Genomic DNA, 25,226 nt, shown 5'->3' on the forward strand with positions numbered 1-25,226 from the left:
ACCCGATAATGTCGATAGGAATTGTCGGATAGTGTGGTCCCCAGGAGGTGACAGCGGTGAGCATCGATGTGCACCAGCACATTTGGACGCCCGGATTCGTCGGCGCGCTACGGGCGCGCACGGAGCCGCCGTTCCTCGATGGCTGGACCCTGCACCTCGACGGCGAGGAGCCCTTCGCGGCGAACCCCCTCGACCACGACCTCGGCCACCGGCTGGCGTTCAACCGCGAGCACGGTCTCGACCTCGCCCTGGTGTCGCTGTCGAGCCCGCTCGGCATCGAGCACCTGCCGCCCGCCGACGCCTGGCCGCTGCTCACCGCCTACCACGAGGGCGCGCTCGAACTGCCCGCGTCGTTCAGTGCGTGGGCGTCCACCTGCGTGACCGAGATCGACCCGGCGCGCACCGCCAAGGTGCTGGACTGCGGCTTCGCCGGTCTCCAGCTCCCCGCGACCACCCTGCTCGACGCCGGGGGCTTCGCCAGGGTCGCGCCACTGCTCGACCTGCTGGAGGAGCGCGACCTGCCGCTGTTCGTCCATCCGGGCCCGGCCGGGGCGCCTGACGGGCCCGCGTGGTGGCCGGCGGTCGTCCCGTACGTCCAGCAGATGCACGCCGCCTGGTACGCCTTCCAGGCGTTCGGCCGCCCACGGCACCCGCGGCTGCGCGTCTGCTTCGCACTGCTCGGCGGCCTCGCGCCATTGCACGTGGAGCGCTTCATCACCCGGGGCGGCTCCACCCGGGGCGTCGTCGACCCGAACGCCTTCCTGGAGACCTCGTCGTACGGCCACAAGGCCATCGACGCGATCACCCGGGTGCTCGGCATCGAGGTCGTCGTCCTCGGTTCCGACGCCCCCTACGCCTCACCGCCCGACGCCATGCTCGGCGAGGCCGCCACCCACCAGATATCGGTGACCAATCCGATGCGCCTGCTAGATATGGAAGGAGTTGTGCCCAGATGAGCTGGGAGTCATTGCCCGACCGATTTCTCGACAAGCGCGAGCTGCGCGATCTCGTCGAGGATCTGGCGGAGCGGCCTGAGCTCTGGTCGCACCACGTCACGTTCGGCGAGTCCGGAGAGGCCCGCCACTACGCCTCCCTTTACCGGGACTCCTACGTCGACGTGTGGCTCATCTGTTGGCGCCCCGACGACGACACCGGGTGGCACGACCACGACGTCTCCTCCGGGGCCCTGCGGGTCGTCGAGGGCACGCTCAAGGAGTCGAACCCCCGCATCGGGGGCGAGCACCTGGAGACCCTGCTGTCCGAGGGCGACGCGATCTCGTTCGGGCCCGACCACATCCACCGGGTCAACGGGCACGCGGAGACCAGCGTCTCGATCCACGCCTACTCTCCCCCGCTGTGGCGCCTCGGCCAGTACTCGATCAGCACCGACGGTGTCATGCGCCGGGTCTCTCTCAGCTACGCGGACGAGCTGCGCCAGACGGAGGCCGAGGCACTGGTCTGACCGGCGTGCGGAGCCCGTCGACGGTACGCCGTGCGATGCCGGGGTCGTCGGTGAACACCCCGTCGACCCCGAGCTCGTACAGCCTCCTGAGCCAGCCGGCCACGTCGCCGTGCGCGCTCGCGTACCCGGGCGCCGCCGGGTCGCCCACGCGGAAGTCGGCGGGGAGCTGCGAGTTCTCCGGGCGGATCGTCCAGACGTGCACGGCCAGGCCCGCCCGGTGCGCGTCCTCGACGAGCGTGGTCGGGGCCTGGAGGGTGCCGCCCGCGTCCGTCGGCACCACCAGGCGCACGGAGGGGCCGATGCCGTCGGCGTACGTGGCGATCTCGCGCAGCCCCTCGGGGGTCGAAAGGTCGCGGTAGGTGCGCGGGTCGCCCGCGAGCACCAGGTCCTGGGGAGCCCCTGACGACTCCAGGAGCTGGATGAGCCGCAGGCGTGTCCTGCCGCGCAGCGCCTTCAGGTTGGCGGTCTCGAAGGACTGGATGAACACCGGGTCCGACCGCTCGCGCCAGCCGTACCGGCCGAGGGTCGCGAGCATCGGCTCCTCCAGGGGCAGCCCGATGGAGGCGAAGTAGCCCGGGTGCTTGGTCTCGGGGTAGAGGCCGACTCCGGCCCGGCGGGCCAGGGCGGCGATCTCGTCGAACGTCGCGATACGGGCCCGGCCGTCGAAGGCGGCGCTGCCGGGACGCAGCCCGGGCAGCCGCTCCACGGCCCTCAGCGTGCGCAGCTCCTCCAGGGTGAAGTCCTCGGTGAACCATCCCGTCAGCCTGCGCCCGTCGATCACCTTGGTGGTCCTGCGCGTGGCGAACTCCGGATGCGTGGCGACGTCCGTGGTTGCGGAGATCTCGTTCTCGTGCCGGGCCACCAGCACGTGGTCCCTGGTGGAGACCAGGTCCGGCTCGATGAAGTCGGCGCCCATCTGGACGGCGGTCTCGTACGAGAGCAGGGTGTGCTCCGGCCGGTACGCGCAGGCGCCGCGGTGCCCGATGACGATCGGGCGGGGGCCCGGCCCGCCGGCGCCGTGCGCGGCGGAGACGGCGGTCATTCCGCCCGGCAGCAGGGACACCACACCGGCCAGTACCCACGGAAAGACGATCACCGGTCGATGTTAGGCCTGGTCAGATGCTCATCCCTCCGTCGACACGCAGGGGGCTCCCGGGCACGGCATCGCCCACCACCATTGACGACCGGCGACTATTCGCGATCACCAGCGCCAGTCACCATTCATCCACAATTATCAGCACCTAAAAGGATCACTGCTTAGGGGAACGCGATTGCCGGGGCCCTGGGCATCGTGGGGCCGAATGGCGTCCTGCCGCACCACGGCCTCTGGGGCTCGCTCGCCTCGCCCCGGGGCTGGTCGCTCTTCGCACATCACATATCGGACACCTCATGAGGAGTCTCCTGTGAACGGACCGTCCCTGCCCCGTCGCACCCTCCTGAAGGGCGTGGGCCTCGGAGCCCTCGCCGCCGGCACGACCGCGTGCGGCTCGGCCAAGGGCCCCGGCGCCAGGACCGGCAACAAGATCGTGATCGGGTACGTCAGCCCCCGGACGGGGTCGCTGGCCGGCTTCGCCTCCGGAGACGGCTTCGTGGTCGACCGCGTGCGCGCGACCGCCGCGTACGCCAAGGGCTTCACGGTCGGCGGGAAGACCTACGAGGTCGAGATCGTGGTCAAGGACACCCGGTCGGACCCGGGCCGGGCGTCCGAGGTCGCGCGCGAGCTGGTGCTGCGGGACCACGCGGACATGATCCTCACCAGTTCCGCCCCCGAGACCACCAACCCGGTCGCGACGGTGTGCGAGGCCCAGGGGATCCCGTGCGTCTCGACCGTCGTCCCCTGGGAGGCGTGGTACTACTCCCGGCAGGCCGATCCCGACACGCCGACCTCATCCCCACCTACCCGTGACCGGGTGCCCGCCGGGTCACGCCTCGGCGGGCACGGGACGCCCGGCGAGGACGCCGAAGCCGAGCTGGACGCCGCAGACGAGCAGGCCGGTCACCAGCGGCAGCGTCCAGCCGCCGGAGAGCTGGTGGAGCAGCCCGATGAGGAAGGGGCCGAGTGCCGCGAGCAGGTAGCCGGACGACTGCGCCACCGCCGACAGCGCGGTGACCGAGGCGGGATCGGGCGCCCGCAGGGCGATGATCAGCAGGGCGAGCGCTATCGAGGCGCCCTGACCGACCCCGAGCACGATCATCCACAGCCACGGCAGCGTGACGGGGGCGATCAGCACGCCGAGGTACCCGGCGACGGTCAGCAGCGCGGCCACCACGATGTGCGGCACCTGCGACCGGGCGCGTCCCGCGTGCACCGGCACCGTGAGCGTGGCGGCGATCTGCGCGAGGTTGGTCAGCGCCAGCAGGTAGCCGGCCTGGTCGGCGGGCAGCCCCGCGTCACGGAAGATCGTCGGCAGCCAGGCCAGCATGATGTAGAACGTCAGCGACTGGAAGCCCATGAAGGCCATGACGTACCAGGTCACGCGCCTGCGCAGCAGCATGGCGTACGGCCTGTGCCCGCCGCCGTCCCGGTCGCGACGGTGCCGCCGCAGGGCCTGCGGCGCCCACAGCGCCGCCGCCGCCAGCGCCAGGACCGCCACGGATCCGGCCGCCGCGCGCCAGCCGTACCCCTCCTCGATAGGCACCATGATCGCCGACGCCGTGGCCGCGCCCGTCACCAGGCCCGAGACGTAGATGCCGGTGAAGAGCCCGACGCGGTGCGGAAAATGCTGTTTCACCACGCCGGGCATGACCACGTTCATGATGGCGATGGCCGTGCCCGCGACGGCGGACCCGGCGTACAGCGCGACGAGGCCGCCCACCCCGCGCAGGACGACCCCCGCGGCGAGGATGAGCAGGCCGATCAGCAGCGTGCGGTCGAGGCCGAGGCGCGTCGCCAGGGCGGGCGCGACCGGAGCCAGCAGGCCGAGGCAGACCACCATGACCGTGGTGATCGCCCCGCCCGCCGCGGGGGACAGCGAGAGGTCGTCCATGATCTCGCTGAGCAGCGGCGACATCCCGGCGAGGGCGGGCCTCAGGTTGAGCGAGGCCAGTACGAAGCCCGCTATCAGCAGCACCTGCCCCCTGCCGAGCCCTCCGGGCGCGGTTCCGGTGACGGTCGCGGGCTCCCGAGGGGCTCCGGTCGCGGGGGATCCCGGCTCGGGTTCGGGCTCCGAGGTGGAACTGGTCATAGGGTCGGGAGCCTATCGGTGGCCATCCGAATGCTTACGTGCGGATACCGGCCTTTCAGAATGGGTATCTGGCGATGTCGCCCTGCATGGTCACCCACTGGGTGTCGGTGAACGCCTCGATGTTGGCCCTGGTGCCGCCGAACCTCGATCCGGTGCCGGAGGCCCCGACCCCGCCGAAGGGCGCGACGGCCTCGTCGTCCACGGTCTGGTCGTTGATGTGGACGATGCCGGTGGGGATGAGGTCGGCCAGGGCCAGCCCCTTCATGGCGTCGCGGGTCAGGATGCCGAGCGACAGCCCGTACTCGCTGTCGGCGGCCAGGGACGCCGCCTCCTCCGGCGACGAGAACGCCATGACCGGCGCGACCGGCCCGAAGACCTCCTCGGCGTACGCGGGCGCGGACGGCGTCAGGTCGGTCAGCACGGTCGGGCGATAGAAGAGGCCCTCGTACGTACCGCCCGCCGCGAGCCGGGCGCCACCGCCGACGCTCCCGGTGACCAGCGCGTGGACCTTGTCCCGCTGGCGCTCGTCGATGAGCGGGCCGAGGGCGACCTCCTGGGTGGCGGGGTCGCCGACCGGCATGTGGTCGGCCTTGGCGGCGAGCCGCTCGACGTACTCGTCCTTGATCGAGGCGTGGACCAGGTGCCGTCCCGAGGTCATGCAGATCTGGCCCTGGTGGAAGAACGACCCCCACGCACCCGCCGAGACGGCGAGGTCGAGGTCGGCGTCGTCGAGGACGATCAGCGCGGAGTTGCCGCCGAGCTCCAGGTGGACGCGCTTGAGGTGCCGGGCGGCGAGCTCTGCCACCCTGCGCCCCGCCGCCGTCGAGCCGGTGAAGGAGATGACACGGATGCGGGGGTCGGCGACCATCGCCTCCCCCGCGCCGGCGCCGCCGGGCAGCATGTGCAGCAGGCCCGGAGGCAGGCCCGCCTCCTCGAACACGCGGGCCACCGCGACTCCGCCGCAGACGGCGGTACGCGGGTCGGGCTTGAACACCACCGCGTTGCCGAGGGCCAGCGCGGGCGCGACGGACCGGATGCCGAGGATCAGCGGCGCGTTGAACGGCGAGATGACGCCGATGACCCCGGCCGGCACGCGGCGCGCGAGGCTGAGGCGCTTCTTGGCGGTCGGCAGGATCTCGCCGGGCGGCTGGGAGGCCAGCGCGGCGGCCTCGTAGCACTCCTGCGCGGCGACGTGGGTCTCGAAGCCCGCCTTCCCGGGGATCGAGCCGGACTCGCGGATCAGCCATCCCTGGATTTCGGCGGCGTGCTCCTCGAACAGGCGGCCGGCCCTGCGCAGGACGCCCGCGCGCTCCTCGAACGAGGCGGCGGCCCACTCGCGCTGGGCCTTCGCGGCCCGTACGGACGCGGCGGCGACGTCCGCGGGACCCGCGACGCCGGCCCGGCCGATCTCGTGCCCGGTGGCGGGCGCGATCACCGGGGCGTCACCGGCCTGGGACGGCACCCAGCCGTCACCGCCGAACACCGATCCGGACCAGACCTTGGGATCAAGAAAGTCCACGACGAATCCCCTTTCCGTGGTGCCGTGCCGCCCGCCGGTGCTCACCGGGCGTCCTTCGCTCGCTGGATCTGGGCGTACACCTGGCCGCGCAGCTCGGTGAAGCGCGGGAGCGCCCGGGTGGTGAGCTGGTCACGCTCGTGCGGCAGGTCCACCTTGACGTCCTCCACCACGACGGTGGGGGACGCCGACAGCACGATCACCCGCCGGCCGAGGTAGACGGCCTCGTCGATGTCGTGCGTGATGAACAGCGTGGTCGTGCCGAGCCGCTGCCAGATGCGGAGCACCAGGTCCTCCAGCTCCGCGCGGGTCTGCGCGTCGACGGCCGCGAACGGCTCGTCCATGAGCAGCACCTCCGGCTCGTACGCCAGGGCCCGCGCGATCGCCACCCGCTGCTGCATGCCGCCCGAGAGCTGCCAGGGGTACGAGCGCGGCACGTCGGCCAGGCCCACGGCGGCGAGCGACTCGGCGACCAGCTCCGCGCGGCGCGGGCGCGGCAGCCTCTTCTCCTTCAGCGGCAGCTCGACGTTCTGCTGGACCGTCATCCACGGGAACAGGCTGCGGCCGTACTCCTGGAACACGACGGCCATGTTGTCGGGCGGCCCCGTCACCGGGACGCCGCCGACGCGGATCGTGCCGGCCGTCGGGGCGAGCAGCCCGGCGACGCACCGCAGCAGCGTGGTCTTGCCGCATCCTGACGGGCCGACGACGCAGGCCAGCTCGCCCGCGTCGAGCTGGAAGGTCAGGTCGCCGATCGCCTCGCGCCCGGTGGTCTCGTAGATCTTCTTCAGGCCGGTGACCTCAAGCACGGTGGCTCCAATGCCAGGAAAGGACGCGGCGTTCCAGCCACCGGAAGAGCACGGAGAGCCCGAACCCCAGCAACCCGAGAAGCAGGATGCCGCTCCACATCTCGGGGATGGCGAAACCGCGCTGGAACAGCACGATGGTGAATCCGAGCCCGCTGCTGCTGGCGAACATCTCGCTGATCACCATGAGGATGATCCCGATGGACAGCGCCTGCCGGAGCCCCGCCATGATCTGCGGGCCGGCCCCGCGCAGCACCAGGTGCCGCAGCCGCGCCCGGCCCCGCACGCCGTACATGCGGCAGGTGTCGGCGAGCACCTGGTCGAGCGCCCTGACGCCCTCGACCGTGTTCAGCAGGATCGGCCACACGCATCCGGAGACGATGACGAGGATCTTCATCCCGTTGTCGATGCCGGCCAGCAGCATGATCAGCGGGACGAGCACGGGCGGGGGGATCGCGCGGAAGAACTCCAGCACCGGCTCGGCCGCCGCGCGCAGCCGTACCGAAAGGCCGATCGGCACCCCGAGGCCCACGCCGAGGACGGCCGCCAGGACGTACCCGGCGAGCAACCGCGCGACGCTCGGCAGGGCGTCGTCGAGCAGACGCCGCGAGAACCACGTCTCGGCGAACGCCTGGGCGATGCGCGGCGGGGTGGGCACGTAGAAGCTCTCGGACGTCACGCTGAACGCCCACCACGCGAGGATGAGCAGGACGGGCAGCCCCAGCACGCGGAGCAGCCGCCGGCCGATCCCCCGAGCCCTGCCCTGGCTCGGCGGGGTCACGACGCCACCTCGCCTCGTACGGACGGATGCCACGCGAGCACCCGGCGCTCCAGAGTCCGCACGGCCAGGTTGACCACGATGCCGACGAGCCCGGCCAGCACCACCAGCGCGTACATGGTGGCGACCGCGCCGCTGGACTGCGCGATCTGGATCTCCAGGCCGAGCCCGGGGCTGCCGATGACCAGCTCGGCCGTGATCGCGAGGATGAACGCTACGGCCGCGGCGAGCCTGATGCCGGTCATGACGTACGGCAGGGCCGTGGGCCACACCACGTGCCGGATACGGGACCATCGCGACAGCCCGTAGGAGCGGGCGGTGTCCTCGGCCACCGTGTCCACGTCGGCGACGCCGTACATGACCTGGATGAGCACCTGCCAGAACGCGGCGTAGACCACCAGCAGCAGCGTGGACCCGAGCGAGGCGCCGAACAGCAGGGTGGCCAGCGGGATCAGCGCCACGGAGGGAATCGGCCGCAGGAACTCGACCGTGGAGTTGGAGGCCGCACGCAGCCCCGGCACCACGTCGATGACGACGCCGATGACGACGGCGGCGAGGAACGCGATGGCCAGGCCGAGCGCCCAGCCGCCGATCGTCTCCCCCAGGGCCATCCACAGCGCGGCCGTACGCAGCTCCGCCGCCAGCGCGCCGAGGATCTCGGACGCGGGCGGCAGGAACCGCCGGTCGACGACGCCCAGCCGGGGGACCGCCTCCATCACCGCCAGAAGGCAGGCCAGCCCCGCCAGGCCGTACGCGGCCCTGGCCGGCCCGGTCAACACGGACCCACCGGGCCTCCGGACCGTCACGGAGCCGCCGGTTCTCCGGGTCGTCACGGACCCGCCGGCGCTGGGGGGCATGGCGGACCCGCCGGCCGTCGGAGCGGTCACGGCAGCAGGGTCCCGAGGTCGGGCTTCTGCTTCAGCACGCCGTCGCCGAGGGCGTCGTCCGCGATGGTCTGGATGGACTCGCGGTTGATCTCCGTCGGCCACTTGGGCAGGACGATCTTCGCGATGACCGCCGGGTCGATCTTGGTGTAGCTCTTGAGGATCTCGCGGGCCTCTTCGGGGTGGCTGTCGGCGTACTTCAGCGACTCGTCCATCGCCGCCGTGAACCGCTTGACCAGGTCGGGATCGGTCTTGGTGGTGGTGAAGTACGCCGCGACGGTGAGGTTAGGGGCGGCGTCGGCGTAGTTCCACGCGACCGGCCGTGCTCCCTGGGAGATCGCCTGGCTGACGAAGGGCTCCACCACCCAGATGGCGTCCACGCGGCCCGCCTGGAGCGCCGCCGGAGCGTCGGGGAACGGCAGCTCGACGAACGTCACCCGCGAGGGGTCGCCGCCGGCCTTACGCACCGAGGAGCGGATCGTGGTGTCGCCGATGTTCTTGAGCTGGTTGACCGACACCTTCTTGCCGGCGAGGTCCTTGGCCGACTTGATCGGACTGTCCTGCTTCACCAGCACGGCGCTGAAGTCCTTGCCCTGCTCTCCTGTGGAGGAGACGCCGTTGGCCACCACCTTGATCGGCAGGCCCTGCTCCTTGGCGGTCAGCAGCGAGGTGACGTTGCCGAAGGCGAACTGGAACTGGCCGCCGACCGCGCCCGAGATGCTCGCCGCGCCTCCCTGCACAGGAGTGATGGACAGGTCGATCTTCTGCTTGTCGAAGAAACCTTTGGCCTTGCCGAGATGGATCGGCGCGGTGTCCACGATGGCGATCACCCCGGCGGTGACCTTGTCCTTCCCGCCGGCGCCCTGCGGGGTGCCTGCGGAGCCACATGCCGCCGCGGGGACCAGGAGGGCGGCGGCCACCAGACAAATACGAGCGGAGCGACGCATCAGCACTCCAAGGGGGGTGTCGGAGCAATGTGGTGTTCGCTATGCGAACGAGAGTTCTTGACATGAACGTGTCAGTGAAACTACGCCTGCGGGCAGATCGCGTCAACGTCCGCGAAACATTGCGGTTACGTGTCGCTTGACCGGTCCGCTTGGGGATACGTACCGTCCAGCTGAGAACTTCTGTTCGCGAGCCGAACAGAAGAGAGGTGGGCGTGCTTCCGCTCTCAGAGACGGCCGGCTTTCACTGACGGTCTCGGGGACGGGCTCCGGGACGGGCTCCGGGACGGGCTCCGGAGGGGGCTGGGGGGCGGTCTCGGGGACGGGCTCCGGGACGGGGCTGGGGGCGGTCTCTGGGACGGGCCGATCACTGCTGGTATAACGGTCACCGCGAAAGGGGACCAACCATGGCGGAGGAGTACGTCCAGTCGCTGGCCCGTGGGCTGGCGGTAATCCGGGCCTTCGACGCCGCGACCCCTGAGCTCACGCTCAGCGAGGTGGCCCGCGCGACCGGGCTCACCCGCGCCGCCGCCCGCAGGTTCCTGCTCACCCTGGTCGAGCTGGGGTACGTCCGCACCGACGGCCGCCTGTTCGCGCTGTCCCCCCGGGTGCTGGAGCTGGGGTACTCCTACCTGTCCAGCCTGTCCCTTCCCGAAGTCGCCCTCCCCCACCTCGAACGGCTGGTCGCCGAGGTCCACGAGTCCGCCTCGGTGTCCGTGCTCGACGTCTCGGACATCGTGTACGTCGCGCGCGTGCCCACCACCCGCATCATGCGGGTGACGATCAGCATCGGCACGCGCTTCCCCGCGCACTGCACCTCGATGGGCCGCGTGCTCCTGGCCTGGCTGCCGCCCGGCGACCTGGAGGCGTACTTCACCGAGGCCACGCTGGAACGGCACACCGCCCGCACGGTCACCTCGCGGGACGCGCTCGTCGCCGAGCTCGATCGGGTGCGGGCCCAGGGCTGGTCCATGGTCGACCAGGAGCTGGAGGAGGGCCTGCGGTCCATCGCCGCGCCCATCAGGGGCCGTAGCGGGCAGGTCGTGGCGGCCGTCAACATCTCGTCCCACGCGAGCCGCACCACCATCGAGTCCGCCCGCCGCGATCTGCTGCCGCCCCTGCTGGCGACGGCCGCCCGCATAGAGGCCGACCTCCACACCACCGCCGGCATCCACCACGCCCCCCTCCCCGCCACCTGAACCCGACCTCCCACCACCCGCACAGCCACGCCGGCACCCGAGTACGAACATCCCGCCGCCCGTACAGCCGCGGGCGAGCCCCCGGCCCCCACACGCCGGCACCCGAGTACGCGCCTCCGCCACCGGTGGTCCGGGCACCTGACTACCAACCTCCGGCCCACGGGTTCACCGTGGTTCCCGACCCTGGAGGCGGGTTGGGTGACAACGTTGTCACAGGCCGTTGAAATGCGGGATGATGCGGACCGTGGCAGAGACCAGACGCGGGCGGCCCACGATGAACGACGTCGCCGCCACGGCGGGGGTCGCGCTCAAGACCGTCTCCCGCGTGGTCAACGACGAGCCGGGGGTCAACGCGGCGACCGCCGAACGGGTCCGTAGGGCCATCGAGCTGCTCGGCTACCGCCGCAACGACGGCGCCCGCGTTCTTCGCCGGGGCCGCACGGCGAGCATCGGGCTCATCATCGAAGATGTCGCCGACCCGTTCTACTCCGGGCTGAGCCGCGCGGTCGAGGACGTCGCGATCCGCAACGGCTCGCTGGTCTTCACCGGCTCATCCGGGGAGGATCCCGAGCGCGAGCGCGAGCTGGTCCTGGCCTTCTGCGCCCGCCGGGTGGACGGGCTGGTCATCGTGCCCGCCGGGTCCGACCACGGCTACCTCGCCCCCGAGCTGAGCGCCGGGATCCGCGCCGTCTTCGCCGACCGCCCTGCCGGGCCGGGGCTGGACGTCGACACCGTGCTGTGCGACAACGCCGGCGGCACCCGCACGGGGGTGGCGCACCTCATCGCGCACGGCCACCGGCGCATCGGGTTCCTCGGCGACAGTGCCCGCATCTTCACCGCCGGCGAACGCCTGCGGGGCTACCGCGAGGCTCTGCGGACGGCCGGGCTGCCGTACGACGGGTCGCTGGTCACCATGGGCGCCCCCGAGCAGCGGCGCATCCATGCCGATCTTGAACGCATGATGGAGCAGGGCGACCCGCCCACGGCCCTGTTCACCGGCAACGGCCGCACCACCGTCGCCGCCCTGCGGGCCCTCGAAGCCCTGCGCGCCCAGGGCCCCGGCGGCACGTCGCCGTCGCACATCGCGATCGTGGGGTTCGACGACTTCGAGCTGGCCGACTTCCTCACCCCCTCGGTGACCGTGATCGCCCAGGATCCCGCGGGGCTGGGCCGTACGGCCGCCGAGCTGCTCTTCCGCCGCCTGGCCGGCGACAACGGCCCCGCCGAGCGCGTCCAGCTCCCCACCCGCCTAATCCCCCGAGGCTCCGGCGAACTCCCCCCGCACCGCTGATCATTGAATGCGGACCGTCACCACCAGAGGACCGTCGCGACCAGAGTTGAAGTGCGCGTCCGCCTAACCCGACACCTTCAACCCACCGACGAACACCCGCCACCCCTCCATACCGCACAACAACACCGGCCCAAGTGGATCCTTACTGTCCCGGACTCCGACCACCCCGGGAAGGTTCGTTGCCACTTCGACGCAAGCTGCCCCATTCGACCCTGACCGGCTTGACTTACGCCATTCGGCGCCGCTCAGGTTGGTCACTTCATCGCCTTCTTCACCCCACCAAGGAAGGTGCGCCACCCGTCGGAGCTGACGATCAGCGCGGGGCCATCCGGGTCCTTGCTGTCCCGGACTCCGACCACCCCGGGAAGGTTCGTTGCCACTTCGACGCAGGATCCGCCGTCCGAGCCTGATTTGGATGACTTTCGCCAGAGCGCTGGGCTCATGTCCACGTGGCCAGCTCCTTTTCGATGATTTTCAAGCTCATGTGCTGGGGCAATGCCTCGGCGCGCAGGGCGTCGTAACGGTCGCTGATCGCCTTCACCGTCTCGGGCGCATCGGTCACTGTTCCTTTTATCGAAGACTCCGCCCAAACCGTTGTCCAGTGACCAGGAAGCTCGGTTATTACGAACGCGCTCATCAATCCGCAGGTCGACTGGGCAGCGAAGGGCAAGATCTGGATCGTCACCTTCGGATGCTCGGCCAGTTCCAGTAAGTACTTCAGCTGGCCACGCATGACGTCGACCCCGCCTATGGGTCGGCGCAGGACTCCTTCGTCGATGATGGCCCAAAGGGTCGGAGGATCGGGTTTCGACCAGATGGACTTGCGCTGGAGTCGTGTGGCGAGACGCTGCTCCAGCAACTCGGGCGTGATCCCAGGCTCCCCCGCCAGTACATGCCGCGCGTAGGCCTCCGTCTGCATCAGGCCGAAGACGAGGAGCGGATCCCAGGTTCGCAGAGCACTCGCCTCCTGCTCGGCTTCCAGACCATCCCGGAACCATGGAGCCGCGGCGTCCTTCCACCGATCGGCCATCAGCCATAGCTCGGTGAGAACACCGTCAAGCGCGAAGATCTCGTCGCAACGCTCGGCGAAGACCTTCTCAGGCTTGCGCTCCGCTCGCTCGACCATTCCCACCATGCTGGTCGAGAACAGAAGCCTCCTGGCCAGCTGTTTCTGCGTGAACTTCGCCGCCAGGCGCTGGCTTCGCACCTCGAAGCCGAAACGGGCCAACGGCGAACCTTCGGGGTTCAACTCTACCGGCTGAGGCACAAGCCCTCCTCGAAGGCGATCTTCGTACGGCGTGCTACCACCGATGCACTCAAGCGTGTGTTCATTGTGCAATCAATTGACTCCACAGAGTAACGAGACGGAGTCAGTCTTGATGACGAAATCGATGAATGCCATACGAGTCCTACAGCTCGTACAGGACATCGCATGTCACCTTTAGGAACGAGGCTCGAATGGCGACGGGCAATCTGTTGGGGTCCCTCGAACTGGTTGGGACGGTGGCTTCCGTGCCGGTGGCGCGGGCTTTTGTACGGGGGATGCTCGGCATGGGGCATCCCGCCCTGGACGACGTGGTGCTCCTGGTCTCGGAGTTGATGACCAACGCCGTGCTGCACTCGGATTCGCGAGGCGGCGGGCCGGTGAGCATCACGCTGCTGGAATGCGGTCAGGCCATCCGGGTGACGGTGAGGGATGCCGGTTCCGATTCCAGGCCCCGCGTCTCTGATGACCTCTGCGGCGAGGGCGGTCGCGGCCTGTTCCTCGTCGAGGAGATCTCTCAGTGCTGGGGCACCTACGAGGACGAGACCGGCCGGGCTGTCTGGTGCGAGGTGAAGGTGTGATCCGGAGGAGTTAGTAACCTTCGCGGGTGAAACGGATTCTTGTGGCGGGGATCAGCGGGGCCGGGAAGAGCACCATGGCTCGGGCTCTTGGGGCACGGCTTCGGTTGCCTGTCCACGAAATGGACTCCCTTCATTTCGTCGGTCCGAACTGGGCGACAAATCCGGACTTTCACCAGCAGGTGGCAGCGATCGCGTCCACGCCCGGATGGATCTTCGACTCCTTCGGGTATCCCGAAGTGCGCGATCTGCTGTGGACGCGTGCCGACACCGTGGTCTGGCTGGACTACTCGAGAGCCGTGATCATGCCCCGCATCCTGCGCCGGTCGTTGCGGAGGACCCTGCGCCGCGAGCGGATCTTCGGCGGCAACGTGGAGACCTGGTCCGACTGGCTGAGCGGCGAGCATCCGGTGAGGTGGGCGTGGTCGCAGCACGCCGTCCGCCGCGCGCAGATCGGCGAGCGCGCCCGCGACCCCCGCTTCGAGCCGCTGGAGGTCATCCGCTTCGCGTCGCCGCAGGAGGCCGACGAGTGGCTGCGCGCGATCTGAGCCGAACCCCCCGACCCTCCAGGAGACAAGAGGGTCTCGGGAGCAGGTACGCCAGCAACGACAGGTGCCGCGGCGCGAGGTCGAGCGACTGCAGCCGCTCGGGGATGGGGATTGCTTCGCCCGTCCGACCAGGCGCGGCATGAGCAGCAGCTCGTCTCCGCGCTCAACGCCCTGTAGAAGCACGGACCGTCGACTTGACCTCAACCTTTATTGAGGTTCGAGACTGCTTTCCACGGGATCGGACCGGGATCGGACATCGTCGTACGAGGAGAGTGGCAGGCATGCGGGTAGCACAGGTGACGCGTTTCGGAGGGCCCGAGGTTCTGGTGACGACCGAGGTGCCGGACCCGATGGCCGCGCCGGGGGACGTCGTGATCGACGTCTCGGTCGCCGACACCCTGTTCGTCGAGACGCAGATCCGCAAGGGCTGGGGACGGGAGTTCTTCTCGTTCGAGCTGCCGTACGTGCCGGGGGGCGCGGTCGGCGGGCAGGTGCTGGCCGTCGGCGAGGGAGTGGACCGGGGCTGGGTCGGCCGTAGCGTCGTGGCGAGCACGAGCGGCGGCGGTGGCTACGCCGAGCAGGCCGTGGTGCCCGTCGAAGCGCTGATCCCGGTGCCGGAAGGGCTCGGCCTGGCCGAAGCCGTAGCGCTGCTCAGCGACGGTGTGACAGGCCTGGCGGTGTTCGACGCGGCCGGAGTGAAGCCGAACGAATGGGTACTGATCACGGCGGCGGCCGGCGGCATGGGCGTCCTGCTCGTACAACTCGCGCACGCGGCGGGGGCGCGAGTCGCGGCGGCGGCCCGAGGCAAGCGGAAGCTGGACCTGGCCTGGGAACTGGGCGCCGACATCGCGGTCGACTACACCGAGCCGGACTGGGCCGAGCGGGTTCGGAAGGCGACCGGCGGCACGAACGCCGACAGCCCGACCGACCACAACGCACCTGACCATACCGAAACCGGCCACACCGGGCGGGGACGGGAGGCCGTCGGCCATACGGGACCGAACGTGGTCTTCGACGGCGCGGGCGGGGAGGTCGGGCGGGCCGCGTTCGAGATCACGGCACACGGCGGCAGGTTCTCCGCGCACGGGGCCCCCAGCGGCGGTTTCAGCCCGATCGATCCGGACGAGGCCCGGCGGCGCAGGGTGACCGTTCGCGGGATCCAGCACGTCCAGCTGGCGCCCGCCGAACGGAAGCGGCTGGCCGAGCGCGCGCTGGCGGAGGCGGCGGCGGGCCGGATGAAGCCGGTCATCGGGCAGACGTTTCCGCTGGACCGCGCCTCCGACGCCCACGCCGCGATCGAGTCCCGCGACGTCGTCGGCAAGACCCTTCTGGTGATCTGACCCCTCATGATCTGACGGCGTCCGTGCCGGAGCCTTCGCGGAGGAAGAGAAGACCGAAGGAGACGAGGACGGCGGCGAGACCCGCGAGGGCGATGGCGTGGTGCGGAGGTACCCACTCGGCGAGGGCGCCGACGAGCCCGGCGCCGAGGGCCTGGCTCGTCATGGTGCCGGCGTTCTGCAGTCCGAAGGCTTGGCCGCGCACTTCCTCCGGTACGGCGTCCAGGAAGGGGCGCTGCAGACCGAGGTTGTACGCGAGGCAGGCTCCACTCAGCGCGGCCAGTACGGCCGAGGCCATGACCCCCGGGTGAAGGGCGAAGACCAGCAGGGGCACGCCCAGCGCGATCATGAGGGGGAACACCAGCCGCTCGCGTGTCCGGGGCGCGACGAAGCGGCCGACCACGAATTCACCAACGCCCATCCCGATCGCCGCGGCGGCGAGGACGATGCCCGCCCCGGACGGCGAGCCGATCACGGTCAGGTACGGCACGAAGACCGCCTCCGCGCCGACCATGAACAGCAGGGGCAGCCAGATGGCCAGCATGAGGGGGCGGATCCGGCGGTCGGCGAGCAGCATCCGGTTGACCCGCAGCGTGGTGCGTACGGTGGCTCCGCCCGCGCCCGGCAGGGCCCGTGCCGGGCGGTCCGCCAGGCCGAACCGGAGGACGAACACGCTGACCAGAGAGAGCCCGGCCGTGACCAGCAACGCCCGTTCCGGGCCGATCAGCGCGAGTGCCGTCCCGCCCACGGCGAGGCCGATGACCTGCGACCCCGCGGCGACGACGGTGAACAGCGCCCGGCCCACCACGAACGCGTCTCCCTTGAGCACGTCGGGCAGCATGGCGTTGCGCGCGGCCGAGAAGACGGGTGTGGGGATCCCGGTGACGATGACGAGCGCCAGCATCGCCCAGATCGGTATGCCGCCGACGGCGAGGGCCACGCACACCCCGATCCGGACGATCTCGCCGATGACCATCAGGGGCCGCGGCCGTACTCGGTCGGTGATCGACAGCAGGAACGTGGCCCCGATGACCTGAGGCAGGAATCCGATCATGTAGGCCAGCGCGGACAGCCCGGGCGACTGGGTCCGGGCGTAGACGAGGACCGAGAAGGCCAGGTTCTTCACCCCGTCGCCGAGCACGTACAGGGCGAAGCTGCCGAACAGCACCCGGAACTCCGCCACACGCAGGATCTCACCGAAGCTCGCGGCCCGGCCCTCGTCCTGCTCCTCCGCCGCGCGGCGTCCCTGTTCCGACGTCGAGCCGATCGTCATCCGCCACCTCCCGCGAACGATCGTGGAGGCACGGCGCCCGGCCGCCTAATATTTCGGAAATAGGCGAAAGGTGGAGGGCGCATGCCTGGACGGCTGATCCGCATCGAGGTCAGCCCGCAGGACGTCATGGCCAGCCGGTTCGCGATCTCACCGCTGATCGAGACCTTGCACGCCCTCTGGCTCCTGTCGGGCAACCAGGAGGCCGGTGTCCTGCGGCCCTGGGCCGAGCGGATGCGGGAGCCGTACCGGCGGCTGCTCCGGCGGGGGCCGGGGATGGCGGCCCTCGCGGCGCTGTTCCGGCGGGGAAGTTACAACGCCGACTTCATCGCCCCGCCTCCCACCGGGGTGAACGTCGCGATCGAGGACGAGCTCGCCGCCATGCGGGCGACGCCGCTCGCCCAGGCCCGCGACGAGATCGCGCGGAACCTGTCCGGCAGGCCGCCCCCGTCGCCGGAAGTCATGGCCACCCTCGAACGCCCCGACGTGGTCGAGCTGTTCGCCGAGGCGCTGGAAGCCGGTTGGGAGGAGATCGTCGCGCCTGACTGGCCGCGTTTCCGCGCGATCCTCGAACGTGACGTCGTCCAGCGCGCGGGACGGCTCGCCACGTACGGGTGGGGCGGAGCCCTCGATGATCTCAATCCGCGGGTCCGCTGGCGTACGGACGGCGTGTCCGGGCACATCGAGGTGCGCATGGAGCATCCCGGCGAGGACGAGACGCGCGGGCTGGACGGCCGGGGGATGCTCTTCCTTCCGACCGTGATCGGGAGCGGCGTGGGGGTGTACCTGGAAGACGCCTGGCCGTACGCGCTCTGCTATCCGGCACGGGGGATCGCCGTAGACCCGGGACGCGGGGACGGGCTCGCCCGGCTGATCGGGAGGACCCGGGCGTTGATCCTTGACAGCATGCCCGCCACCACGTCCCAGCTCGCGGCCCTGCTGGAGCTGAGCGTCGGCGGGACCGGCGACCACATCGCGGCGCTGCGCGGCGCCGGCCTGATCACCGGCACCCGGGTGGGCCGTGCGGTGCTCTACCACCGCACGGCACTCGGCGACGCGCTGCTCGGCCCCTCGGCCGATCAGCCCTTCAGCGCGCCGGCCATGAGGCCGCGCATGAAGAACCGTCCGAGCAGCACGTAGACCACCATCGTCGGGATCGAGGCGAGGATCGCCGCGGCCATCTGCTGGCTGTACGGGACGGTCTGGGCGCCGGCGATGTTGTTGAGCATCACGGTCGTCGGCCACGACGTCGGCCCGGTGAGGAAGACCGCGAACAGGAAGTCGTTCCACATCGAGGTGAACTGCCAGATGATCACGACGGCGAACGCGGGCCCGGAGACCGGGATCACGATCGACCAGAAGCTCCGCAGCATCCCCGCGCCGTCGACCCGCGCGGCCTCCATCAGCTCGTCGGGGATCGTCACGTAGTAGTTGCGGAAGATCAGCGTGCAGATCGGGATGCCGTAGACCACATGGGCGAGGATCAGCCCCGGGATGCCGCCGTACACGCCCAGATCCACCATGAGCTGGACGAGCGGGATCATCACCCCCTGGTACGGGATGAACATGCCGAACAGGAACAGCGTGAACACCAGGTCGGCACCCGGGAAGCGCCACTTGGACAGGACGAACCCGTTCATCGCGCCCAGCGCGGCCGAGATGAGCGATCCCGGGATCGCCAGCAGGAAGCTGTTGGCGATGCCCGGCTTCAGTTTGTCCCAGGCCACCTGCCAGGCCTCGGTCGTCCAGATCTTGGGCAGGCTCCAGGCCTGGCTCGGGTCCGCCTCGGTCAGCGGCTTGAAGCTGGTGACCAGCAGCACGTAGATCGGGATCAGGAAGACCAGGACGAAGCCGATCAGCAGCACCAGCCGCACATACACCGGCCACCGCGCTCGCTGGGCGACCGGCGGGGCCTCGTGCCCGGCCTTGGGCGGGGCCGCGACGGCCGTGCTCATGAGCGCTTCTCCCTACGGGCGTTCCAGACCAGGTACGGGACGACGAAGACGGCGACCGTGAGCACGATGTACGCGGCGATCGTCGCGCCCTTGGCCGGGTCGTGGGCGTCGAACACGGCGACCCACATGAAGACGGCGGGCACGTCGGTGATGATCTGCTTGCCGGACACCGAGACGATCAGGTCGAAGACCTTGAGCGAGATGTGCCCGAGGATGATCAGCGCGGACAGGGTGACCGGCCGCAGGAAGGGGAAGACGATGTGCCGGTAGACCTGCCACTCCTTGCAGCCGTCCACCCGGGCGGCCTCGCGCAGCTCCTCGGGCACGCCGCGGAACCCGGCCAGGTAAAGCGCCATGACATATCCCGACATTTGCCAGATCGCCGGGATGGCCATGGCGGCCATTCCCCAGTCCTGGCCCCGGTACCACTCGTTCTGCAGGAACCCGAGACCGAGACCGTCGAAGAGCCGGTTCAGGCCGACGGCCTGGGCGTCCTGGCCGCTGTTCATCAGCCAGCGCCACACGACTCCGGTGGCGACGAACGAGATGGCCATCGGGAAGAGGTAGATGGCGCGGAAGCCGCCCTCACCCCTGATCCCCTTCTCCATCAGGAAGGCGAGGAGCCAGCCGAGGACCAGCGCGCCTCCCACGAAGACCAGCGTGAAGACGATCGCGTGCCGGACGGAGATGCCCCAGCGCTCCTGCTCCCAGATGGAGAAGAAGTTCGTGAGGCCCACGAACTCGCCCTCGGAGATCTCGTCGTGCCGGTCGGTCATGGCCAGCTTGAAGTTCCACCCGAGCATTCCGTACACGAAGACCGCTATCGCGATGATCGACGGCGTCACCAGGAGCAGGCCTGGCAGCCACCTCTTGACGCGCGACACACATACCCCCAGTGAAGGCCCGCGCCCGCGACGCGCGGGTGCGGGCCGTTACGAGATCAGCTCACTGATTGTTGGCCTTGGCGGCCTCGACCAGCGCCGCCTGCAGCTTGGCCGGGTCCTTGCTCTGCAGGAACAGGCCGACCGCCTCGGTGATGGCCGTCTTCCAGGCGTCGTTGGCGACCACGCCGTGCTGGATCGAGCCGGCCAGCTTGTCGTTCGCCCACTGGCCGAGGTCCCACTCCAGGTAGTCCTGGTAGAGGGACTTGTCGGCGTCCTTGCGAGCCGGGATGGAGCCCTTCTTGGGGTTGAAGGCGTCCTGGCCCTCCTTGCTCGCGGCGACCTTGAGCCACGCGAGAGCGCCGTCCTTGTTCGGGGCGCCCTTCGGGAGGGTGAAGCTGTCGGACAGCCACAGGAAAGTGCCGTCGGTGCCCGGCGACGCCGCCCAGTCGAAGTCCTCCTTGGACGTCTTGCCGAGGCCGCCGTCCGGGGGGTTGTGGAAGTAGCCGTACGCCCAGTCGCCCATGATGTTGAAGGCGGCGGCGCCGTCGGCGACCTGCTTGGCGGCGGGCTGCCAGTCGTCCTGCGGAGCGCCGGTGAACGACATGATCGTGCCGAAGTCGTTCAGCGCCTTGGTGACGGCGGGGCCCGACCAGTCCGCGCCCTTGACCCACAGCGCGTTGTAGGCGTCGGTGCCGAGGGAGCCGAGCAGCACGCTCTCCAGCAGGTGGACGGCCGTCCACTCAGAGCCGATCGACAGCGGGATCTTCCCGGCCTTCTTGACGGCCTGGAGGTCGGTGATGAACTCCTCGATCGTCTTCGGCGCCCCGGCGATGCCCGCGGCCTTCAGGACCTTCGGGTTGAACCAGAGGACGTTGGAGCGGTGGATGTTCACCGGCACCGAGTAGACGTTGCCCTCGTAGGTGATCTGGTCGACGAGCTGCTGCGGGAAGACGTCCTTGAGCTTGAGCTCGTCGTACAGGGAGTTCAGCGGTTCGAGCTTGCCGCCCTTGATGTAGCCCTGCAGCTCGGCGCCCGCGTGTCCCTGGAAGGTGTCCGGCGGCTGGTTGGCCTGGAGCTTGCTGGAGAGCAGCGCCCGCGCCTTGTCGCCCGAGCCGCCCGCGACGGCGGCGTCGAAGAACGTCAGGTTGGGGTTCTGCTTCTCGAATATCTCTCGCATGGCCTTCAGGCCGTCGGCCTCGCCGGGGCCCGTCCACCAGGAAAAGACCTCGACCTGCTTCTTCGCCGTCTGCCCGCCGTCGGTGCCGCTCGCGTCACCACCACCGCCACAGGCGGAGAGGGAGAGAACGCCCGCCACGGTGACCGCGACGGCCGACATCCACCGTCGTCGCATTCTTTGGTCCCTTCAAGGTTGATGGAGGCTGTCCACATAAGCCCGCCCCCGTCTACCAGGCCGTTGGTGACAACGTTGTCAGTACGCAATCAAGCCACTTCTCACAGCAGATCGTCAAGAGTGTGTAAATAACGTCTCTGCATAGGGCAAACCACCTCAGAGCCGGGTGATCACCTTGCGGTCGCCGTCGACGAGGGCCGCGAGCGTGATGCCGAAGTCCTCGACGATGCCCCGCAACTGGGGGCGGGTGATGCCAGGGACCGCGACCACCGTCGCGCCGCGCATGAGCGCCAGGCTCACCAGCACGGGGATGTCGCACCCGCCGTCGAGCGGCCAGGCCACCAGGACGACGTCGGAGGCGACCACGTCGGCCGTACGGTCGAGCGTGCGCGCGCCCGCGAGGAACTCCCTGTGGGAGAGCACGCCGTCCGCCGTGGCCAGTGCGGGATCGGTGGCGGGTGCCTGCCGCGGCGTCACGCCAGGGGCGAGCAGCTCCTCGAAGTCGACCGACGCCGGGGTGGGGCCGAAGGTCACGATCTGCCGCACCCGTGAGGCGTCGGCCACCTCGACCGCCGCGTCCACCAGGTCGGGAGTGGTGAACAGCAGGCGGACGTCGTGATGGGTGAACAGCGTGGCCATCTCGGCGATGCCGCTGCTCACGCTCACCGGCAGCGCCACCCCTCCGGCGGCGATCACACTTAGCACGGCGACGATCTGCGCGGGCACCGTGTGGACGTAGACCCCCGAGACCTGCCCCGTCTTCATGCCCCGCTTGACCAGGCCCGCCGCCGCCCTCGTCACGGAGGCCGCCAGCCGCTGGTAGGTGTAGACCGCCCCCCCGGCGAGATCGACCAAGGCGTGCCTGTCACCACGCTCGACGGCCCTGCCGAGCAGGGCACCGGACACGGTGGTGGTCGCCGGGAAAGTGCTGGAAGCCATCTGGACGACGGTACGGGCTGCCGCGTCTCCACGGGATCCGCCAATGTGTGTAGATAACTGTGTAGCCGCGCCCGCGGACCCCGTACACATGTCCCGGCCTTCCCGGGATGCCGGGAGGCGGGGACGAGCTCGGGCCAGCGGCACCACGACATGCCATGACCCGAGCTCGCGGGCCGCGTGCCCCTGAGCTCGGTCTCCACCCCTCCGAGGTGACCTCGCCCGTCACGCGGGACACGCGGCGTTCCTGCGCGACCGGCCGGTGGCCCGTCCGCGCCGCTCCCGCGAGCCCCCTGCCCGGGGTCACCGCGGGACGGCCGCCATCGACCGATCAGGCCACCAACCTAAGCCGGAAGCCCTGGCCTCGCACATGCTCCACACTGCGCATTCGGAGGGTGACCAGGAGCCCGCCCACCTATGTACGGGCTCTCGCCGGAAGCGGGTGGCGCCTGGGCTCAGTGGCGGCCACCCGGCCTGTGGGCGCCCCACTCGACCATCCAGGCGGCTACCTGGGTGCGCGAGGAGAAGCCGAGCTTGGCCAGCATGTTCGCCACGTGGCGGGCGACGGTCGCCGAGCTGATGACCAGCTCGGCGGCGATGGCGCGGTTGCTGAGCCCCTGGGCGATGAGCAGGGCGATCTCCTGCTCCCGCGCGGTGAGGGCGCTCCCCGGAGCGAGGTGGCTCGCGGGTGTGGGCGGCTCACCGGACGCGGACGGCTTCTCGGACGACGGCGGCCTGCGGGGCGGGGGCGACGGCGGGAGCCCGACCGGCTCGGCCGGTCGTACGGGCCCGGCCTGCCGCATCGAGGCGACCGACTCGGCCAGCCCCACGGGCTGGTCGAGCAGGGCGAGCAGGATCAGCGCGAGGGCGTCGCCCGCCAGGCCCTGGGCGGCGCGGTGGAACGCGAGCGCGGCCTGGGCGTGCTCGCCCGCCTCGTCCCGCCTTCCCTGCATCAGGGCGAGCGTGCCCCGCAGGGCGAGCGCCCGCCCGCGCAGGGCGCCCGACATGTGCGGTGGCGCGGTGTCGAGCAGGCGCTCCAGCCACGCGCCGACCTGGAACGCGACCTGGTGGACGTAGTCGCGGTGACGGCGCCGGAAGCGGTCTTCCTCACCGGACGAGCTCAGCCTCTCGGCGGCGTAGTCACGGATGGGGCGGAGCAGGCGGTAACGGGCCTCGCCCGCCATCTCGCCGTCGAGCACGACCAGCGACCTTGCGATCAGGCCGCGCGTGTGCGGGAGCATGTCCTCCGTCCACAGGCCGCTCCCCGCGCAGACCTGCTCGGCCATGCGCGAAGTCCATCCGTCCCTGAAGACGGTGACGCGCCGGAGCAGTGCCTTCTCGGGGTCGCTGAGCAGGTGGTAGCTCCAGTCGATGGTGGCGGCCAGGACGCGGTGGCGCGCGAGCGCACCCTCGCGTACGGGCGGGCTCATCTGCCGGAAGTGGCCGCTGACGCCCGCCGCGGCCTGCTCGACGGTGAGCCGGCAGGTCATGGCCGCCACCAGCTCGATGGCGAGCGGGATGCCGTCGAGGCGGCGGACCAGCGACGCGACGCCGGCGAGGCCGGCGCGGGTCGCCGGGAACCCGGGGCGCGCCACGGCCGCGCGCGCGTGGAACAGCCGCACGGCCTCGCAGGAGGCCGGATCGCCGATCCGTCGGTCGTCGCCCTCTTCGGGAAGGGTCAGAGGGGGAACGCGCCAGGCCGTCTCGCGGGCGAGGCCCATCGGCCGCCGGCTCGTGGCGAGGACCTTGGCCTCGGGACAGGCCGACAGCATCCGCCCGCACAGCCGGGCGCAGTCTTCGAGCAGGGGATCGCAGCCGTCGAGGACGAGGAGCACGCGGCGGTCTCCGATCGCCTCCACGACGGTGTCCTCGAGCGACCGGGACCCCTCGGGCGAGACGCCGAGGACCGCGGCGACGCGGGCGGCGATCTCCTGCGGCAGGACCGCGTCGCCGAGCTCCACCAGCCGCACACCGCCGGGGAACCGCCCGGCGATCTCGGTCCCCACCCTCAGGGCGAGGCGGGTCTTGCCTATGCCGCCGACGCCGCACAGCGTCACCACGCGGGTCACGGCGAGGAGTTGCGCCAACTCATCCACATCGGAATGCCTGCCCACAAAGGTGGTGGGCTCCGGCGGAAAGTTGGTGGTGGCGGTCATACGCCTCGGGGGGCAGGGGGGCGGGCCATTACCTAAGTGTCACACCAAATAACGGAGCGCGCTCGGCTGATGACGCTATTCGCGTCACCCCTGGTGGACGCGGCCAGATCTGCCCATGAAAGCAGAACTCCTTTGTGGACTTCTGCGGTTCCGTGAACTCCCCGGTGAAGGACATCGAGCGCTTTGTCCCAATCCGGGGCCTCCAGTCCCATCGCACAGGCCGGTACCACCGGACGAGAGACACCAGGCTTTCGCCACCCGGTGAATCCTCTCGCTTCACGGCGCCGACTTCGCGATCGTTGTCAAGGCCGCGGCACCCTCGGCGGCGGCCACAGAATGTTAACTACTTTCTCGATTTCCCACCTTCCGCAATAGTGATCAAATTGGCTACTCTGCTCTGATCACGTCGCATGGATGGACTCGCCGGCGGGGTCGCGTACGAGCCCTGGCACGTTCCCGTGTGAAGTGTGCTTCAGCGGGCAGATCGGACGAGCAACGACGGAGATCGACGGTGACGCGCGAAGTAGGCCACGTTTTCCGCCTCTCACCCCTTTGCGGACAGAGGAAACGCCCCATCCCAAACCGGTGTTCCGGACCGGCCGTTCTGCACGAAGAGTGATCGACAAAGGCCAAAGCTGCGATCTACGGTCACGGAAGGTAAGATTCCACGAGCACCGGCCTCCTGGACGACCTCCGGACCGGTAAGGCACCTCACGTCGGGAGACTCAGATGGAAACCGCCGACCTGGAAGACCTGAGCCTCGAACTCCTCCTCATCACCGCTCTGCACGAGGAGGCCGAGCGCCTTGCCGCACAGCTCCCCGAGCCCGCGCCGAGCAAGATCAAATGGGCGGCCCCCTTTCGCCGCGGGTAGCCGTCACGC

General features: G+C 70.2%; 25 protein-coding genes and 1 pseudogene. 10 read left to right on the top strand and 16 right to left on the bottom strand.

The genetic code is table 11. The features are described from left to right. Positions 1 to 56 precede the first annotated feature (56 nt). On the top strand, positions 57 to 956 hold the full coding sequence (locus tag OG589_RS29350; RefSeq protein WP_405141023.1) for an amidohydrolase: 900 nt from the start codon (positions 57 to 59) through the stop codon (positions 954 to 956). Then, positions 953 to 1,462, top strand: coding sequence for a cysteine dioxygenase (locus OG589_RS29355; protein ID WP_405141024.1), 510 nt, complete (start codon positions 953 to 955; stop codon positions 1,460 to 1,462). The genes OG589_RS29350 and OG589_RS29355 overlap by 4 nt, the downstream gene beginning before the upstream one ends. On the opposite strand, the gene OG589_RS29360 is transcribed toward OG589_RS29355, so the two are convergent. Next, a complete protein-coding gene (locus OG589_RS29360; protein WP_405141025.1) occupies positions 1,413 to 2,558 on the bottom strand; it encodes a glycerophosphodiester phosphodiesterase in 1,146 nt (381 codons plus the stop codon). The genes OG589_RS29355 and OG589_RS29360 overlap by 50 nt on opposite strands. 205 nt (positions 2,559 to 2,763) lie before the next feature. On the opposite strand from OG589_RS29360, the pseudogene OG589_RS29365 reads away from it, so the two are divergent. Beyond that, positions 2,764 to 3,282, top strand: a pseudogene (locus tag OG589_RS29365) (ABC transporter substrate-binding protein); the annotation flags it as partial. Positions 3,283 to 3,384: 102 nt separating this feature from the next. Here OG589_RS29365 and OG589_RS29370 read toward each other — a convergent pair. The 6 genes from OG589_RS29370 to OG589_RS29395 form a co-directional block, all read right to left on the bottom strand. Beyond that, positions 3,385 to 4,647 carry a CynX/NimT family MFS transporter gene (locus OG589_RS29370; RefSeq protein WP_405141026.1) on the bottom strand — a complete coding sequence of 421 codons (1,263 nt, stop codon included), beginning with the start codon at positions 4,645 to 4,647 and terminating at the stop codon, positions 3,385 to 3,387. A gap of 55 nt (positions 4,648 to 4,702) precedes the next feature. Beyond that, positions 4,703 to 6,166 (bottom strand): benzaldehyde dehydrogenase, encoded by a 1,464-nt coding sequence (locus OG589_RS29375; RefSeq protein WP_405152150.1) that lies wholly within the window; start codon positions 6,164 to 6,166, stop codon positions 4,703 to 4,705. Positions 6,167 to 6,207: 41 nt separating this feature from the next. Continuing rightward, positions 6,208 to 6,972 (bottom strand): ABC transporter ATP-binding protein, encoded by a 765-nt coding sequence (locus tag OG589_RS29380; RefSeq protein ID WP_405141027.1) that lies wholly within the window; start codon positions 6,970 to 6,972, stop codon positions 6,208 to 6,210. Further along, on the bottom strand, positions 6,965 to 7,750 hold the full coding sequence (locus OG589_RS29385; RefSeq protein ID WP_405141028.1) for an ABC transporter permease: 786 nt from the start codon (positions 7,748 to 7,750) through the stop codon (positions 6,965 to 6,967). Before OG589_RS29385 ends, OG589_RS29380 begins: the two co-directional genes overlap by 8 nt. Further along, positions 7,747 to 8,526, bottom strand: coding sequence for an ABC transporter permease (locus OG589_RS29390; protein WP_405141029.1), 780 nt, complete (start codon positions 8,524 to 8,526; stop codon positions 7,747 to 7,749). Before OG589_RS29390 ends, OG589_RS29385 begins: the two co-directional genes overlap by 4 nt. A 104-nt stretch (positions 8,527 to 8,630) precedes the next feature. Beyond that, positions 8,631 to 9,551 (bottom strand): ABC transporter substrate-binding protein, encoded by a 921-nt coding sequence (locus OG589_RS29395; protein WP_405141030.1) that lies wholly within the window; start codon positions 9,549 to 9,551, stop codon positions 8,631 to 8,633. A gap of 431 nt (positions 9,552 to 9,982) precedes the next feature. On the opposite strand from OG589_RS29395, the gene OG589_RS29400 reads away from it, so the two are divergent. Together OG589_RS29400 and OG589_RS29405 are read left to right on the top strand one after the other, a co-directional pair. Further along, positions 9,983 to 10,774, top strand: coding sequence for an IclR family transcriptional regulator (locus OG589_RS29400; protein ID WP_405141032.1), 792 nt, complete (start codon positions 9,983 to 9,985; stop codon positions 10,772 to 10,774). Between the two features lie 235 nt (positions 10,775 to 11,009). Then, positions 11,010 to 12,065: a LacI family DNA-binding transcriptional regulator gene (locus OG589_RS29405; RefSeq protein WP_405141034.1), complete on the top strand. Its 1,056-nt coding sequence runs from the start codon at positions 11,010 to 11,012 to the stop codon at positions 12,063 to 12,065. A 63-nt stretch (positions 12,066 to 12,128) separates the two neighbouring features. Here the strand turns inward: OG589_RS29405 and OG589_RS29410 are convergent, their stop codons facing one another. The 3 genes from OG589_RS29410 to OG589_RS29420 are packed head-to-tail and all read right to left on the bottom strand — an operon-like array spanning position 12,129 to position 13,332. Next, positions 12,129 to 12,362 (bottom strand): DUF397 domain-containing protein, encoded by a 234-nt coding sequence (locus OG589_RS29410; protein ID WP_405141036.1) that lies wholly within the window; start codon positions 12,360 to 12,362, stop codon positions 12,129 to 12,131. Continuing rightward, the gene (locus OG589_RS29415; RefSeq protein ID WP_405152151.1) at positions 12,320 to 12,508 is read right to left on the bottom strand and encodes a DUF397 domain-containing protein; all 189 of its coding nucleotides are present in this window, start codon (positions 12,506 to 12,508) and stop codon (positions 12,320 to 12,322) included. The genes OG589_RS29410 and OG589_RS29415 overlap by 43 nt, the downstream gene beginning before the upstream one ends. Then, positions 12,505 to 13,332, bottom strand: coding sequence for a Scr1 family TA system antitoxin-like transcriptional regulator (locus OG589_RS29420; protein ID WP_405141038.1), 828 nt, complete (start codon positions 13,330 to 13,332; stop codon positions 12,505 to 12,507). Before OG589_RS29420 ends, OG589_RS29415 begins: the two co-directional genes overlap by 4 nt. 191 nt (positions 13,333 to 13,523) lie before the next feature. Between OG589_RS29420 and OG589_RS29425 the strand changes: the two genes are divergently transcribed. The 3 genes from OG589_RS29425 (at position 13,524) to OG589_RS29435 (ending at position 15,795) form a co-directional block, all read left to right on the top strand. After that, positions 13,524 to 13,910, top strand: a complete 387-nt coding sequence (locus tag OG589_RS29425) for an ATP-binding protein (RefSeq protein WP_405141040.1) — start codon at positions 13,524 to 13,526, stop codon at positions 13,908 to 13,910. Between the two features lie 179 nt (positions 13,911 to 14,089). Beyond that, positions 14,090 to 14,455: a hypothetical protein gene (locus OG589_RS29430; protein ID WP_405141042.1), complete on the top strand. Its 366-nt coding sequence runs from the start codon at positions 14,090 to 14,092 to the stop codon at positions 14,453 to 14,455. 281 nt (positions 14,456 to 14,736) lie between these two features. Further along, on the top strand, positions 14,737 to 15,795 hold the full coding sequence (locus OG589_RS29435) for a zinc-binding dehydrogenase (protein ID WP_405141044.1): 1,059 nt from the start codon (positions 14,737 to 14,739) through the stop codon (positions 15,793 to 15,795). Positions 15,796 to 15,799: 4 nt separating this feature from the next. Here OG589_RS29435 and OG589_RS29440 read toward each other — a convergent pair whose 3' ends face one another. Beyond that, positions 15,800 to 17,065 (bottom strand): MFS transporter, encoded by a 1,266-nt coding sequence (locus OG589_RS29440; protein ID WP_405141045.1) that lies wholly within the window; start codon positions 17,063 to 17,065, stop codon positions 15,800 to 15,802. 81 nt (positions 17,066 to 17,146) lie between these two features. Here OG589_RS29440 and OG589_RS29445 point away from each other — a divergent pair, with 81 nt between their 5' ends. Further along, positions 17,147 to 18,202, top strand: a complete 1,056-nt coding sequence (locus OG589_RS29445) for a winged helix-turn-helix domain-containing protein (protein ID WP_405141046.1) — start codon at positions 17,147 to 17,149, stop codon at positions 18,200 to 18,202. On the opposite strand, the gene OG589_RS29450 is transcribed toward OG589_RS29445, so the two are convergent. The 5 genes from OG589_RS29450 to OG589_RS29470 all read right to left on the bottom strand — a co-directional run bounded on the left by OG589_RS29450 (position 18,142) and on the right by OG589_RS29470 (position 24,284). Beyond that, complete coding sequence (locus OG589_RS29450) at positions 18,142 to 19,017, bottom strand: carbohydrate ABC transporter permease (protein WP_405141047.1); 876 nt, start codon at positions 19,015 to 19,017, stop codon at positions 18,142 to 18,144. The genes OG589_RS29445 and OG589_RS29450 overlap by 61 nt on opposite strands. Then, the gene (locus tag OG589_RS29455; RefSeq protein ID WP_405141049.1) at positions 19,014 to 19,901 is read right to left on the bottom strand and encodes a carbohydrate ABC transporter permease; all 888 of its coding nucleotides are present in this window, start codon (positions 19,899 to 19,901) and stop codon (positions 19,014 to 19,016) included. Before OG589_RS29455 ends, OG589_RS29450 begins: the two co-directional genes overlap by 4 nt. Positions 19,902 to 19,962: 61 nt before the next feature. Next, positions 19,963 to 21,252 carry an ABC transporter substrate-binding protein gene (locus tag OG589_RS29460; RefSeq protein WP_405141050.1) on the bottom strand — a complete coding sequence of 430 codons (1,290 nt, stop codon included), beginning with the start codon at positions 21,250 to 21,252 and terminating at the stop codon, positions 19,963 to 19,965. Between the two features lie 156 nt (positions 21,253 to 21,408). Then, positions 21,409 to 22,191, bottom strand: a complete 783-nt coding sequence (locus OG589_RS29465) for an AMP-binding protein (RefSeq protein ID WP_405141051.1) — start codon at positions 22,189 to 22,191, stop codon at positions 21,409 to 21,411. 452 nt (positions 22,192 to 22,643) lie between these two features. Then, entirely contained in the window at positions 22,644 to 24,284 is a 1,641-nt protein-coding gene (locus OG589_RS29470; protein WP_405141052.1) for an ATP-binding protein, read from the bottom strand. A gap of 789 nt (positions 24,285 to 25,073) precedes the next feature. Between OG589_RS29470 and OG589_RS29475 the strand changes: the two genes are divergently transcribed. Then, on the top strand, positions 25,074 to 25,217 hold the full coding sequence (locus OG589_RS29475; RefSeq protein ID WP_405141053.1) for a hypothetical protein: 144 nt from the start codon (positions 25,074 to 25,076) through the stop codon (positions 25,215 to 25,217). Positions 25,218 to 25,226: the final 9 nt, after the last annotated feature.

It is taken from the genome of Sphaerisporangium sp. NBC_01403 (assembly GCF_045040145.1).
In the GTDB taxonomy this organism is placed as follows: domain Bacteria; phylum Actinomycetota; class Actinomycetes; order Streptosporangiales; family Streptosporangiaceae; genus Sphaerisporangium; species Sphaerisporangium viridialbum.

Excerpts from the sequence above, each read along its gene's own strand:
- OG589_RS29355 (WP_405141024.1), top strand. The coding sequence starts at position 953 with ATGAGCTGGGAGTCATTGCCCGACCGATTTCTCGACAAGCGCGAGCTG.
- OG589_RS29370 (WP_405141026.1), bottom strand. The coding sequence starts at position 4,647 with ATGACCAGTTCCACCTCGGAGCCCGAACCCGAGCCGGGATCCCCCGCG.
- OG589_RS29400 (WP_405141032.1), top strand. The coding sequence starts at position 9,983 with ATGGCGGAGGAGTACGTCCAGTCGCTGGCCCGTGGGCTGGCGGTAATC.
- OG589_RS29405 (WP_405141034.1), top strand. The coding sequence starts at position 11,010 with ATGCGGACCGTGGCAGAGACCAGACGCGGGCGGCCCACGATGAACGAC.
- OG589_RS29415 (WP_405152151.1), bottom strand. The coding sequence starts at position 12,508 with ATGAGCCCAGCGCTCTGGCGAAAGTCATCCAAATCAGGCTCGGACGGC.
- OG589_RS29425 (WP_405141040.1), top strand. The coding sequence starts at position 13,524 with ATGGCGACGGGCAATCTGTTGGGGTCCCTCGAACTGGTTGGGACGGTG.
- OG589_RS29435 (WP_405141044.1), top strand. The coding sequence starts at position 14,737 with ATGCGGGTAGCACAGGTGACGCGTTTCGGAGGGCCCGAGGTTCTGGTG.
- OG589_RS29440 (WP_405141045.1), bottom strand. The coding sequence starts at position 17,065 with ATGACGATCGGCTCGACGTCGGAACAGGGACGCCGCGCGGCGGAGGAG.
- OG589_RS29445 (WP_405141046.1), top strand. The coding sequence starts at position 17,147 with ATGCCTGGACGGCTGATCCGCATCGAGGTCAGCCCGCAGGACGTCATG.
- OG589_RS29450 (WP_405141047.1), bottom strand. The coding sequence starts at position 19,017 with ATGAGCACGGCCGTCGCGGCCCCGCCCAAGGCCGGGCACGAGGCCCCG.
- OG589_RS29460 (WP_405141050.1), bottom strand. The coding sequence starts at position 21,252 with ATGCGACGACGGTGGATGTCGGCCGTCGCGGTCACCGTGGCGGGCGTT.
- OG589_RS29465 (WP_405141051.1), bottom strand. The coding sequence starts at position 22,191 with ATGGCTTCCAGCACTTTCCCGGCGACCACCACCGTGTCCGGTGCCCTG.
- OG589_RS29475 (WP_405141053.1), top strand. The coding sequence starts at position 25,074 with ATGGAAACCGCCGACCTGGAAGACCTGAGCCTCGAACTCCTCCTCATC.